A 12,574-nucleotide genomic window follows, 5' to 3' on the forward strand; every position below is an offset into this window, starting at 1 on the left:
TTCGACAAGCTCAGCCCCCCTCAGGATGAGCGGCTAGTGGATTTTGCGCCTCAGGATGAGCGGATAGTGGAAGGCGTCACAAGATCTCCCGCACCTTCTCCGGCGGCCGGCCCAGGCGCGCGCCTTTCGATGTCTCGACCAGCGGGCGTTCGATCAGGATCGGATCGGCGGCCATCGCGTCGAGGATCGCGTCGTTGCTCGCGCCCTTGAGGGCCTTCGCGCCGTCCTCGGCCTTGCGGAGCCCCTCGGCGGGGGTGATGCCGGCCTTCGCATAGATCGCTGCGATCGCCGCGCGGCTGGGCGGGGTCTTGAGATATTCGAAGACCTCGACCTCGACGCCGGGCGCGGCTTCAAGGATCGCCAGCGCCTCGCGCGACTTGGAGCAGCGCGGGTTGTGCCAGATCGTCGCTTTCATCAGGCGTCGCCCTGCTGTTTCGCCAGCCACTCCTCGAGCCACTTGATCGTATAGTTGCCCGTCTGGAAATCGGGGTCGTCGAGCAGCGCGCGGTGCATCGGGATCGTCGTCTTGACGCCGTCGACCACGAACTCCTCCAGCGCGCGGCGCAGGCGGCGGATGCAGCCCTCGCGGTCGCGGCCGTAGACGATCAGCTTGGCGATCATCGAGTCATAATAAGGCGGGATGCGATAGCCGGCGTAGATGCCGCTATCGACGCGGACATGCATGCCGCCCGGCGCGTGGAACGCCTTCACCGTGCCGGGGCTCGGCGCGAAGGTCTTCCAGTCCTCGGCATTGATACGGCATTCGATCGCATGGCCGCGGAATTCGAGGTCTTCCTGCGCGACCGAAAGCGGCTTGCCCTCGGCGATGCGGATCTGCTCGCGGACGAGATCGAGGCCGGTGATCGCCTCGGTCACCGGATGCTCGACCTGGAGCCGGGTGTTCATCTCGATGAAGTAGAACTCGCCATTTTCGTAGAGGAACTCGATCGTCCCCGCGCCGCGATAACCCATATCGGCCATCGCGCGGGCGCAGATCGCGCCCATCTCGTTGCGCTGGGCATGGGTGATGACGGGGGAGGGGGCCTCCTCCAGCACCTTCTGGTGGCGGCGCTGGAGCGAGCAATCGCGCTCGCCGACATGGATGGCGTTGCCATTGCCGTCGCCGAACACCTGAAACTCGATGTGGCGGGGATCGCCGAGATATTTCTCCATATAGACGGTCGCGTCGCCGAAGGCCGACTTCGCCTCCGACCCGGCCTGCGCCATCAGGGTTTCGAGCTGGCTCTCCTCGGTCACGACCTTCATGCCGCGCCCGCCGCCGCCCGATGCGGCCTTGATGATGACGGGGTAGCCGATCTTCGCGGCGATCTCGCGCGCTTCCTCCAGCGAGGAAAGCGGGCCGGGCGAGCCGGGGACGAGCGGCAGGCCGAGCTTGGCGGCCGACAGCTTCGCCTCGATCTTGTCGCCCATCGTCCGGATATGCTCGGGCTTCGGGCCGATCCAGATCAGATTGTGCGATTCGACGATCTCCGCAAAGCGCGCATTTTCGGAGAGGAAGCCATAGCCCGGGTGGATCGCGTCGGCCCCCGAGATCTCCGCCGCGGCGATGATGCTGGGGATGTTGAGATAGCTTTCCGAGGCAGGCGCGGGCCCGATGCACACCGACTGATCGGCGAGGCGGACATGCATCGCGTCGGCATCGGCGGTCGAGTGGACCGCGACCGTCTGGATGCCCATTTCGTGACAGGCACGGTGAATGCGGAGCGCGATCTCGCCGCGATTGGCGATGAGGACCTTGCTGATGGCCATCAGTTAGCGCCCGCCATTCTCGTCATCCGGAGCGGTGCTTTGCGAACGGGCGGATAGCTTCTGTCGTCATTCCCGCGAAGGCGGGAATCCATGGACAGGTGACGCTTTAAGCTGGACGTTCCGCCGTCCATGGATCCCCGCTTTCGCGAGGATGACGGGTTGGTGCGGGATGACATGCTGGAGCGAGCCACCGGGCCTTACTCCACCACGATCAGCGGCTGGTCATACTCCACCGGCTGGCCGTTCTCGACCAGCACCGCCTTGACCGTGCCGGCGCGCGGCGCGGGGATGGCGTTCATCACCTTCATCGCCTCGACGATCAGCAGCGTCTGGCCCGCCGAGACCTTGTCGCCGACCGAGACGAACGCCTTCGCGCCCGGCTCTGCCGAGAGATAGCAGGTGCCGACCATCGGCGACTTGACCGTGCCGGGGTGGTCCGCGGCTGCCTCAGGCGCGGCCGGGGCGGCGGCAGCGGCGGATTATGACGGTGATGTTGCGGGCGGTGATGTTGCGGGCGACCCTGATGCGGCGCTCGCCATCCTGGATTTCGATCTCGGTCAGGTTGGTGTCATCGAGAAGCACCGCGAGCTGGCGCACCAGTTCCGGGTCTACCTGCATTGCTTTCCCCTGCGATTGATCGGCCATCAGTTGCTCGTCTTTTGTTGATCCCTGGCGCACGCCATTGTCAGAAGCGAGCGGCGGCGTCCAGCGCCAGCATGTAGCTTTGCACGCCGAACCCCATGATCGAGCCCTTCGCCGCCTGTCCGACATAGCTGACATGGCGGAAGGATTCGCGGGCGTGCGGGTTGGACAGATGGACCTCGATCACCGGGACCTTCACCCCCTTGATCGCATCGTGCAGCGCGATCGAGGTGTGGGTGTAGGCGCCCGGATTGATGATGACCGCCTTCGCGCCGCTGATCCCCGCCTCCTGGATCCAGTCGACCAGATGGCCCTCATGGTTCGACTGGCGCATGTCGATCGCCACGCCCAGCTCCAGCGCGCGGTCCTCCAGCATGCCGGCGATGTCGTCGAGCGTGTCGGAGCCGTAAATCTCCGGCTCGCGGGTGCCGAGCATGTTGAGATTGGGGCCGTTGAGGACGAAGATGACCGGGCGATCCGCCAAGCTTCCAGCCTTTCCATTGCTAGGGTGCGACCGGCATCCCTATATGGCCCCTCGACGCAAAGCGAAAGCGCATTGGACGGATGCGCATGGGAGACATGATGACCAACCCCGACGGCACGATCCAGATCCGCGTCAACGGCGAGCATCGCCGGGTGGTGGACGGGCTCACCATCGCGGCGCTGGCCGAGGAGCTGGGCCTCGACCCAGCCAAGATCGCGGTCGAACGCAATCTGGAGGTTGTGCCGCGCTCCACGCTGGGGCAGGTGCGCGTCGAGGATGGGGACGAGCTCGAGATCGTCCATTTCGTTGGTGGCGGAGATCATGCGGTGGCGGTTGCGGACGACGACAGCTGGACGGTGGCGGGGCGGACCTTCCGGTCGCGGCTGATCGTCGGCACCGGCAAATATAAGGACTTCGCGCAGAACGCCGCCGCGGTGGAGGCCTCCGGCGCGGAGATCGTCACCGTCGCGGTGCGCCGGGTGAACATCGCCGATCCCAAGGCGCCGATGCTGACCGATTTCATCGACCCGAAGAAGATCACCTATCTGCCCAACACCGCCGGCTGCTATACCGGCGAGGAGGCGATCCGCACGCTGCGGCTGGCGCGCGAGGCGGGCGGATGGGATCTGGTGAAGCTCGAAGTGCTGGGCGAGGCGAAGACGCTCTATCCCGACATGGTCGAGACGCTGCGCGCGACCGAGATACTGGCCAAGGAGGGCTTCCTGCCGATGGTCTATTGCGTCGACGATCCGATCGCCGCCAAGCGGCTGGAGGATGCGGGCGCGGTGGCGATCATGCCGCTGGGCGCGCCGATCGGCTCGGGCCTCGGCATCCAGAACAAGGTGACGATCCGCCTGATCGTCGAGGGGACCAGCCTGCCGGTGCTGGTCGACGCGGGGGTCGGCACCGCCTCCGAAGCCACGGTGGCGATGGAGCTGGGCTGCGCAGGCGTGCTGATGAACACCGCGATCGCCGAGGCCAAGAACCCGCTGATGATGGCGCGGGCGATGAAACTGGCGGTCGAGAGCGGCCGCCTCGCCTATCGCGCCGGGCGGATGGGGCGGCGCATGTATGCCGATCCGTCGAGCCCGCTGGCGGGGCTGATTTAAGCTCGTTTCAGGTCGGCTGGCGACACGCTCCGAAGCCCCGGCATCCGGCCTCGATTCCGGGTGCATGGGGTTGATGGTGCGTTTTTCTGTTTTTATTTTTTCGAGCCGGGGGGCGGCGGCAAACCGGGCCGACGATTTCGCCAATGCCTGCGCGGCGAGGGCGCGGTGCAACGCCAGCCGCGCCCGGCACGCGGCGATCACCAGACTGCTGGCGCGCAGATAGCGCCGCACCTCCGCCAAATGTGCGGAGCGCAGCCCATGTTTCCACGCATTGCGATTGCCACGCGGCGCACCGCTGCCCTTGCCCCCATGCATGCGGCAGCGCTGTTTTCCGCTGATGGCGGGGGAGAGGCACGGTGTTCCCGAGCGAGTTCGTGCGCCGCAACGTGGGGCGTTGGCGAGGATGGTGGGTTGCATTCGTTATCTGCTCGACTTTGCCAGATTGCTGAGGGCGCAATCGGTCACGCTCTCACTCCGTAATCAGTACCAGAAATGGCCGCCGAGTACAAGAACAAAACAAGAACAATGTCGTTTCTTACATTGCCGGAAATTAGTAAACCGTCACCGCAATTTCGACAAGCTTCACCGCCTTCGCCGATTTCGATCAGAGCTATGACGCGATCAACGCCTGAACTACGAGTTCGTCGCCTCAACCTACCGGGTCAATGACGGCGACACGCTCCAGTCGGTCGCCGAGAGCCTCTGGGGCGACGTCATCTGAAAAGCCTGCAGCCGGTATATTCCGACAGGCAAACAAAATTCAGGACCGAAGCTGAAGCAATTTTCTCTTCGCCAGAAATTACTTGGATCCGCTGCTATCGGAAGGTCCGTAGCGCATGCTGCAATATTTAAGTCAAACCGTTTTATGACCAAAGTGGATTAAGTGATCGTTGAAAATAATCGATTTATTTCTGATCTAAAACGAGGATGGGATTTTGGCATATTCCGAATAATTTGCAGATCCTCCCATCAATGTATCTAGATTTTTGAGGCAGATATGACAATATCGATATCAAGAAAAAGCATATTAGCATTCTCAATACTATGCATATTAATGCTAATTACATTTTTCGCTAATAAAATTAACGCACAAACTACAATGTCCGTCGGGGCGTGTAACGCAACAAATTTCACACAAATTCCGGGAAATACCAGTCAACTTATCGGGCGCCATCTGATAAATACAACGCCAGACGGATGTTCAGGAAATAACTGGAAAATATCTTTGTATAATGTTAATTGGACAACGAACAGTATAACCTATTCTAACGATCTTATAACGCTTCCAGTAACAGTTTCACAGGGTGACACCATCGTCACTGCTTACGATGCAACCTTGATATCATACAACGGAGAGTTGTGGTTAGCTTTTGAGTGCGCAGGAACAGGCCCAAATTTAACAGGAGCTCCTGCATCCTCATGCATAGCACCAATCAATAGTTCTACATATGTGGTGGATACATCGCGGCTTACCATTGTGGTGAAAGGTGTTCCGGTGGCTGGTTCGGCGGATGGCTACTCCGCTAGCGTGCCTAAAATCTTCCTATTCGGCGGCAACCCATATCTTTACTGGTCCGCGGTAAAGGTTGGGGCGAGCCCCAACGGCCATATCGGCCTAAATGTTACTACACGTGGCATTGCTCTTGCTCAAGAATCGGGCGGTACCCATCGCCTATGGGCAAGCGGATCGGTCGGATCGGCATTGCCGGCCTTTTCGAGTGCCAGCTCTGAGGTGCTCGGCCTCGGCTCCAACGCGATCTCCAACGGCGCCGCCGATGGCTTCGACGTCCAGGTAGTTGGGTCCAACATCTTTCTGACTGCCGGTATAGGCGGGAAGGGTTGCGCCGATCCGGGCGACCCGATGTACGGATGTTACCGCCTGCAAGTGCGGTCATCGTCGACGCCACTGGGAACGGGTATTTTCAATTCTAGCCTCGTGACGTCTCCCACATTTCCTTTCAATCCAAACGCATACAGCAAGATTTTCGCGGTGCCTGGTGGCACCAAGACCATGATGGGCGCATATTATTCGCCCGCCTTGAACGGATCTCCCCAGCCGTCCAACGCATATAGCAGCACCGGCGTCCTCCGATACGCCACGAATCCCGCAACCTACACTGTAGGCACCACAGACAGTACGCCGCTTCCGGTTCCGACCTTCGCAGCAAATTATCTGTCGACGATATTCCCAACGATCCAACGCTTTGTAATTCAGTGCAGTTCGTCTAATCCGCTACCCAGCGCATCCGACGGATCCTGCTATAGCGGCGTGACCAGAGTTTGCCAAAATCAGGGCTATGAAAATGGCGGATTCCTGCAAGATTATGCAAGCGGCGCGGGCCATGTCGCCTGCGTGAGGAGTGGTAAATCGACCCTATATTTCGTCAATATTTCCGCACTCACAGCCTTGCACTCGTCCTGCACGATAACCACTATGATTTCGAATGCCTGCGCGAGCGCCATAAACCGTTATTGTCAAAACGCAGGCTTTGCCGGTGGATATGGGCCACTCGAGTTCGTTAATCCCACTGTCCAGCTGACATGCGTGAAGAGCACGGTTGCGACGATCATTCTCACGAACTTTACCGCGCTCTCCGGCCAGCAACCGAGTTGCACGCAGACAAGCACGCAGCCCTCTGTGTGCAACACGGCCACCAGCTTGTTGTGCAGAAGCATGGGCTATATTGGCGGCTTCGGGATCGTTGAGATTGCTGGGAGCGCGGCTCAGATCGGCTGCATCAAGGGGAGCGTCGTCGCTTCCCGAGACGAAAGATCAGCAGAACAATATGCATCTATGGATCAGGACCGCTGGGCACGCGGCGCCGACAAGACCGTGCCAAGTATTCGTAGTGCTACACCCACCTCGTCGCTCTCATGACTGACCTAAAAAAGGAACTTTACAGGTCAGTCGTCATAGCACGAACTTTCGTCGGTTAGGCCGATGTTAAACCCTGGCACCCGTGGAGGATGCCAGGGTTCACTTTCGCCAAAGATCCGCGAACTTTCGATCGAGGTCGCTCCTGATTCCGACGTCCCGCCGAATGGGCCATAAATGCGGCGTGATCGGCCAGGTCCTGCTCGTCGCCATCGCGGTGGCCGTCGCCTCGATCGTCGGCCCGGGCGGAATTACGGTGGGGCGGAATTACGGTGACAGCGTACTAATCTTGGGCTTTGGCCCTCGTTTCCTAGGCGCAAGGGATCGACCGGTCTGATCTTCAAGTCCGCTGATCCAGTGGGCATCCCCCAATGGGCGTCCGGTACTTTCGGATCGACGAAGCAGGCGTCTCGCCTCTTCATCCTCCGGCATCGCGATGAAATCGGCGAAATCGCCATAGCGGGTCAAGGCGGGTGCGACCCGCACCATGCCGTCGTCTCTTCCCGACAGATGCGCCCGCACGCTCGACCAGGGCCAATCCTGCGCGCTCCTCACCAGTCGAGCGCGTACAGGGTTGAGCGAGACGTAGCGCATCGCATGCGCCAAATGCGTTTCATCCATGGCCACCGCGCCGAAGCGGCCTTGCCACAGATGACCCGTCCAATGGTTTCGAGCGTTTATATGCGCGGTATACCGGCGATGCGCCTCGGCAAATGTCCGCCGCAACCCATCCGCGTCCGCCGGCACGACGATCATGTGCACATGGTTGGGCATCAGGCAGTAGCCCCAGATCTCGGTCCCCGCCTTCGCCGCCGCGTCCGCAACCAGGCGACGATATAGCGTATAGTCCGCATCTTCGAAGAAGGTCTGCTCGCGGCGGTTGCCGCGCTGGGTCACATGATGGGGGATGCCAGGAAGCACCAAGCGAGCGAGGCGGGCCATGCGGGTGGTATGGAACCAATATGAAATTTAGTAAACTGTCACCGAAATACTCCCACCGAAATACTCCAGATACCGTCATTCAGGCATCGAATGGCCCTGGCAGAGCCGATAGGGCTCGTTTTAGTTGGAGGTTGTGTCGAGGCTATTGAACATGTCGTTGATAGCCAGGTTCTCGGCCTCATCAATCGGTATGCGGGTCAGTCGTTGGAAGTGCGAGAGTGCGGAGAACATCGCATGGGAGCCCAGCTTGATTGCTTTACCTGCGGCTTCGATGTTCGGCCCATATTGATGACCATTATAAGCCCCATGATCATCCCGAGACAGGTGCGAGAATATGGATGCGAGGCTTGCATGCGCGGCGGTGTCTGACAGGTCGAGATAGTGGAGGTATTCTAGCGTGCAATCGCCAAGCCGGGCTATCTGTGCCATCTCGATATCTCGACCATCTTTCGGCTTCGGCCCGACGTTCCGCATACCTGCCAGTGCAGCTTCGCGAACCTCATCGTCCACGTTTGGGCCTGCCTCCAGCACTGCGCGAAAACGCTGGCGACGGCTATTGTCTGCCCTCCGACGAAGATGGGTTTCCGCCTTTTGGGGATACTTAACAAGGAAGCCGATCCAGAAGGTGGTCTCATAGATGGTGCGGACGTGCAGAAGGGCGTCCTGCCCCGCACCCCTTTCGACAAGGATGAGGGTGGATTGATAGGCGCTTAGGCAGCGAGGAAATAGTTGTATGCCCCTAGCGAGCGGGTCGCCGATCTTGCGTCCGGCGAGCAATCTAGTCGCGCTCATATATTGCTTCATGGCCAACCGATTTAGGCGGCGTGCTGGTTCGTACCATCCGCCCAACGATGCGATCATTGCAGGTCGAAGAAGGTCACATGCCGAAGCAATGAAGCCTTCAGCTTTTATGCCGCGCTCAATCTCATCCCATTCAGAGGGCACACTGCTGTCAATTTTTTCCACGTCCAATAGTGGGTCGTCCAGGGACCAAACTCAATATCGGTTGGACTTGAATTTCGTTCCCATTCTGTTCCATATGGCATGTTTGTCGATTTGAAGACGAGTAAGGATATGCGCGGTACATGCGGATTTTGTCTTGAAACAGCAGACTTGCAAAACAGCCATGTTCTTCCAGCTTTTGTTTTTCGCTGGCTACGTCGACGTGGTACCGGCCACATACGCGCTAGCAGCAATCCAAATCTGCGTGTCCAGGACGGCGAAAAGCGCAGGTGGCTCTGCAAAACGTGTGAGCAAAATTTTGGCCGCTATGAGTCATTATTTGCTGAAAAGTTATTCCGACCTTGGAGCAATGGGCAATACACTATTCAGTACGAAGAATGGTTCTTGAAGTTTTGCGTTTCGGTGTCTTGGCGGGTGCTGACCCATTGCAAAGGGAAAAACCCTGATCATCGCTACACCGCCGCTGAGGATGAAGCTGCGGAAGCCGCTGCTCAGCGGTGGAAGGCATTTTTGCGCGACGAGGTTCCCCATCCCGGCAAATTTGAGCAACATGTTATACCGTTCGACGTTGTAGAAGAAACATCTGATCCAGATATGCCTACCAATATCAGTCGTTATCTGACGGGGGCCATAGAGATGGATATTGTAGGGTCGTCGACTAATATGATGACTTACGCCAAACTCGGTAGATTTGTTATTTTTGGTATAGTGCGCCCGGGACAATATAAGTTCGAGGGTACGAAAGTTCACGTTCGAAGCGGTACCCTGAGGCCCGGTAAGTTCGTTCTGCCTGGGCCGTTGCTAGGTTTTTTCAAGGGTCGCGCTCGTTCGGTGCAGGCAATATACGATAGTATTTCGCCTAATCAGCAAGCAAAGATAGACGCCAATCTGTTGGCCAATATCGATAATTTCACCAAATCGGATCAGTTTCGTTCGTTGATGGCGGATGCGGAAATGTTCGGTCGAAGCGCTATAATCCGGAAGGAAGTCCCTAATAGCGGATAAGCGCTGGAGACAATTGCGATGAAAACTGCCCACCTTGCGTTGCTCATCCTGTCGGCGCTGTCCGGTTTGCCAATGGGCGTCACTGCGGCGCAGGCGGCGGAGCCGGTGCGCGTCACGCCCCTCGGCTCGTTTAGGGACGTGATAGACATAGATGCCTATCCGGCGGTTGCCCTGCGGCATGACATGGAGGGCACCACCGCCTATTCGCTGACGATCGACGCCACCGGGGTTCCGAGCCGGTGCGACATCGCGAGCAGCAGCGGCTTCGACGTACTCGATGCGGCCACCTGTGCGCAGCTTATGGCCAAGGCGCGTTTCGCGCCGGGGCGCGATGCGGCGGGCAAGCCGGTGGGGGGCACCTATACAGGCCGCGTGACGTGGGCGATCCCCGATGACGGCTCGTCGCGCGAGGGCGAGATGTTCGCGTCGCTGCTGTTCTCGATCGACCGGAGCGGCGCGATCACCGCTTGCCGGATGCTGGTCCACGCGCCGACTCCCAAGAGGCTGTCGCCCGACGTGCCGTGCGGGACAGAGGTGTCGCTGCCTCCGCCGCGGCTGGGCATGGCGCTGCGCGGCAATGACCAGCGGCCGTCGGTCGACGTCGAATATCGCGGGGGAACCGCGTTTACGCCCGCCCTGCGCGCGCGGATATTGGAGCCGATGCCGGGCTATGAGCAGCGCGCGCTGAACATCTATCATTTCACCGTGGGCCGGGACGGCAAGGCCGGGCAGTGCAGCTATGCCGAGCAGCGCGGGGACGCCCAATGGGCGCAGGATGGCTGCACGCAAATCCGCGGCAAGATATATGATCCGCCAGCGCCCGCCTTCGGCGCGGATGGCGTGGCGCAGGGATGGCGGATCGTGCGGATGCTGGTGAAAAAGGCGGGGTGAGGCGGGCGTCGCCTTTTCGAATGTGCGTGATAGGGTGGGCCCGGGACGCTCGTCATCCCGGGCCTGACCCGGGAGCCCGCTATTCTTCGCGCGTGGGAGGAAGGCAGCTGGATCCCGGATCACGTCCGGGATGGCGAAATATGAGCTGGTTGGTCCCGCATCTCGTTAGGGAGGGCGCTGTCGCCCGCTGATCGGATGTGAAGGGAACGACTCCTCCGCCGCGCGCGTCTCCCACCCCATGAAAATCTACAGCTATAACGTCAACGGGATCACCAGCCGCCTGCCGGTGCTGCTGCGCTGGCTGGAGATGGCGGAGCCCGACGTCGTCTGTCTTCAGGAACTGAAGACGATCGACGAGCGCTTTCCCGAGGGGGCTATCCGCGACCTGGGCTATGACGTCGTCTGGCATGGGCAGAAGGCGTGGAATGGCGTGGCGATGCTGAGCCGGGTGGGGGAGATCCACGAGACGCGGCGCGGGCTGCCGGGCGATCCCGAGGACGTGCAGAGCCGCTATATCGAGGCGGCGGTGGGCGGGGTGCTGATCGCCGGGCTATATGCGCCCAACGGCAATCCGCGGCCGGGGCCGAAATATGATTTCAAGCTGCGCTGGTTCGCGCGGCTGGAGGAGCATCTGGCCGGGCTGGTCGGGCTCGACGCGCCGGTGGTGATCGCGGGGGACTACAACATCATCCCGGAGGACCGCGACGTCTATGTGCCCGAGCGCTGGCGCGACGACGCGCTGTTCGCGCACGAGGTGCGGGCGGCCTATGCGCGGTTGCTGGAGCAGGGGTGGACCGACGCGCTCCGCCACATGCATCCCGACGAGACGGTCTATACCTTCTGGAAATATCTGCGGCGCGCCTATGAACGCGATGCGGGGCTGCGGATCGACCATCTGCTGCTCAATCCGGTGGCGGCGAAGCGGCTGGTGGCGGCGGAGGTGGATCGACGGCCACGCGGGTGGGAGAAGACCAGCGATCATACGCCGGTGTGGGTGGAGCTGGCCTAGCGGCAAGGCGGGGCATCCATTGGCTCAGCGGGGCCTGCGCATGGTCCAATCCGCTCATCCTCAGGATGAGCGGGGGGCAGGTGGGCGGATACGCTCCGGCCTGCCGATGTTTCCGTTTGCCGGAGAAATTGCGCGGAGCCGGGCACCCGGGCCAAGGGGCGGGCGTTGAGCCGGGACGGATATCACCGCTTGCGAGAGGAGCGCAACATGACCGAAGCTTTTGTGAACCAGACGCCGACCCTGGCCCAGGACGAACCCGTATCGAACAAGAAGACCGCGCTGACCGATGCGTTCCGCACGCATTTTTCGGGCGATGCGCCGATCACCGAGAAGGCGAAGAATTTCGCCAAGGCGCGGCCGTGGACGAGCGCGGCGTTCTTGGGCGTCGCGGCGATCGGGCTGATGCAGACGCTGCGCGGTGCGCGTCGCTGATGACGACCAGCACCGGCAAAAGCTTATTTGCATCAACGACATGGGCTGGCGCGAGGCATATGTTGCGCGCGGTTCAGGGACCGGCCTAACCCGCCAGGGTGAACGGGCCGACGAGGAGGCGCGTCGGTCCGTTCATCGGTCCCGGTCAGCCTGACCGGGGGCGGGATGCGACGGGTGCGGTGATCGCGACCAGCGCCAGTTGCAGATGGATCAGGCCGTGGCGGTCGGTGACCTCGACGCGAAGCTGGCCATCGTGCCAGACGTCCATCGGGCGGTCGCCGGCGAGATCGGCGATCAGCTTCAATGCCTCCAGCCGGGCTTCATCGAGGCTGGCGAGTTCGACGCCGTCGTCGTCCCGATAGGCGCTTCCGTCGATGCTGTTGAAATAATATCGCATGTCGCCCTCGTCGGTCTGGGCGGATAAAACCCTGTCGCAAAAACAAAGTTTCTAT

12 protein-coding genes and 2 pseudogenes are annotated in these 12,574 nt (G+C 60.7%); 6 read left to right on the plus strand and 8 right to left on the minus strand.

Features of this window, described 5'->3' with window-relative positions:
- Positions 1-76 precede the first annotated feature (76 nt).
- The 4 genes and pseudogenes from arsC to aroQ all read right to left on the minus strand — a co-directional run bounded on the left by arsC (position 77) and on the right by aroQ (position 2,896).
- Positions 77-415, minus strand: a complete 339-nt coding sequence (gene arsC, locus ASE00_RS01165) for an arsenate reductase (glutaredoxin) (protein WP_056379170.1) — start codon at positions 413-415, stop codon at positions 77-79.
- A complete protein-coding gene (accC, locus tag ASE00_RS01170) occupies positions 415-1,770 on the minus strand; it encodes an acetyl-CoA carboxylase biotin carboxylase subunit (protein ID WP_056377083.1) in 1,356 nt (451 codons plus the stop codon). Before accC ends, arsC begins: the two co-directional genes overlap by 1 nt.
- A 197-nt stretch (positions 1,771-1,967) precedes the next feature.
- Positions 1,968-2,415, minus strand: a pseudogene (gene accB, locus ASE00_RS01175) (acetyl-CoA carboxylase biotin carboxyl carrier protein).
- A 40-nt stretch (positions 2,416-2,455) separates the two neighbouring features.
- A complete protein-coding gene (aroQ, locus tag ASE00_RS01180) occupies positions 2,456-2,896 on the minus strand; it encodes a type II 3-dehydroquinate dehydratase (RefSeq protein WP_056377085.1) in 441 nt (146 codons plus the stop codon).
- Positions 2,897-2,994: 98 nt separating this feature from the next.
- Between aroQ and thiS the strand changes: the two genes are divergently transcribed.
- The gene (gene thiS, locus ASE00_RS01185; RefSeq protein ID WP_082594541.1) at positions 2,995-4,005 is read left to right on the plus strand and encodes a sulfur carrier protein ThiS; all 1,011 of its coding nucleotides are present in this window, start codon (positions 2,995-2,997) and stop codon (positions 4,003-4,005) included.
- Between the two features lie 300 nt (positions 4,006-4,305).
- Here the strand turns inward: thiS and ASE00_RS24380 are convergent.
- A pseudogene (locus ASE00_RS24380) lies at positions 4,306-4,422 on the minus strand (HGGxSTG domain-containing protein); the annotation flags it as partial.
- Positions 4,423-5,455: 1,033 nt separating this feature from the next.
- Here ASE00_RS24380 and ASE00_RS23240 point away from each other — a divergent pair.
- Positions 5,456-6,883, plus strand: coding sequence for a hypothetical protein (locus tag ASE00_RS23240; protein WP_156405222.1), 1,428 nt, complete (start codon positions 5,456-5,458; stop codon positions 6,881-6,883).
- A gap of 264 nt (positions 6,884-7,147) precedes the next feature.
- Here the strand turns inward: ASE00_RS23240 and ASE00_RS01190 are convergent, their stop codons facing one another.
- Positions 7,148-7,822 (minus strand): transposase, encoded by a 675-nt coding sequence (locus tag ASE00_RS01190; protein ID WP_056377087.1) that lies wholly within the window; start codon positions 7,820-7,822, stop codon positions 7,148-7,150.
- 120 nt (positions 7,823-7,942) lie between these two features.
- The gene (locus ASE00_RS01195) at positions 7,943-8,788 is read right to left on the minus strand and encodes a DUF5677 domain-containing protein (protein WP_162256383.1); all 846 of its coding nucleotides are present in this window, start codon (positions 8,786-8,788) and stop codon (positions 7,943-7,945) included.
- Between the two features lie 78 nt (positions 8,789-8,866).
- Between ASE00_RS01195 and ASE00_RS23245 the strand changes: the two genes are divergently transcribed.
- The 4 genes from ASE00_RS23245 to ASE00_RS01215 all read left to right on the plus strand — a co-directional run bounded on the left by ASE00_RS23245 (position 8,867) and on the right by ASE00_RS01215 (position 12,122).
- Positions 8,867-9,790: a hypothetical protein gene (locus ASE00_RS23245; protein WP_162256384.1), complete on the plus strand. Its 924-nt coding sequence runs from the start codon at positions 8,867-8,869 to the stop codon at positions 9,788-9,790.
- A gap of 18 nt (positions 9,791-9,808) precedes the next feature.
- Positions 9,809-10,681 (plus strand): energy transducer TonB, encoded by an 873-nt coding sequence (locus ASE00_RS01205; protein WP_082594387.1) that lies wholly within the window; start codon positions 9,809-9,811, stop codon positions 10,679-10,681.
- Between the two features lie 238 nt (positions 10,682-10,919).
- A complete protein-coding gene (xth, locus tag ASE00_RS01210) occupies positions 10,920-11,690 on the plus strand; it encodes an exodeoxyribonuclease III (RefSeq protein WP_056377096.1) in 771 nt (256 codons plus the stop codon).
- Positions 11,691-11,897: 207 nt separating this feature from the next.
- Positions 11,898-12,122 carry a hypothetical protein gene (locus ASE00_RS01215; protein ID WP_056377098.1) on the plus strand — a complete coding sequence of 75 codons (225 nt, stop codon included), beginning with the start codon at positions 11,898-11,900 and terminating at the stop codon, positions 12,120-12,122.
- 145 nt (positions 12,123-12,267) lie between these two features.
- On the opposite strand, the gene ASE00_RS01220 is transcribed toward ASE00_RS01215, so the two are convergent.
- Positions 12,268-12,519 (minus strand): DUF6894 family protein, encoded by a 252-nt coding sequence (locus ASE00_RS01220; protein WP_056377100.1) that lies wholly within the window; start codon positions 12,517-12,519, stop codon positions 12,268-12,270.
- Between the last annotated feature and the right edge of the window lie 55 nt (positions 12,520-12,574).

It is taken from the genome of Sphingomonas sp. Root710 (genome assembly GCF_001429065.1).
GTDB lineage: Bacteria > Pseudomonadota > Alphaproteobacteria > Sphingomonadales > Sphingomonadaceae > Rhizorhabdus.

Bases quoted from the DNA above. Each gene is read 5' to 3' on its own strand.
- accC (WP_056377083.1), bottom strand. From the start codon at position 1,770: ATGGCCATCAGCAAGGTCCTCATCGCCAATCGCGGCGAGATCGCGCTC.
- ASE00_RS01220 (WP_056377100.1), bottom strand. From the start codon at position 12,519: ATGCGATATTATTTCAACAGCATCGACGGAAGCGCCTATCGGGACGAC.
- arsC (WP_056379170.1), bottom strand. From the start codon at position 415: ATGAAAGCGACGATCTGGCACAACCCGCGCTGCTCCAAGTCGCGCGAG.
- ASE00_RS01215 (WP_056377098.1), top strand. From the start codon at position 11,898: ATGACCGAAGCTTTTGTGAACCAGACGCCGACCCTGGCCCAGGACGAA.
- xth (WP_056377096.1), top strand. From the start codon at position 10,920: ATGAAAATCTACAGCTATAACGTCAACGGGATCACCAGCCGCCTGCCG.
- thiS (WP_082594541.1), top strand. From the start codon at position 2,995: ATGACCAACCCCGACGGCACGATCCAGATCCGCGTCAACGGCGAGCAT.
- ASE00_RS23245 (WP_162256384.1), top strand. From the start codon at position 8,867: ATGTTTGTCGATTTGAAGACGAGTAAGGATATGCGCGGTACATGCGGA.
- ASE00_RS01205 (WP_082594387.1), top strand. From the start codon at position 9,809: ATGAAAACTGCCCACCTTGCGTTGCTCATCCTGTCGGCGCTGTCCGGT.
- ASE00_RS01190 (WP_056377087.1), bottom strand. From the start codon at position 7,822: ATGGCCCGCCTCGCTCGCTTGGTGCTTCCTGGCATCCCCCATCATGTG.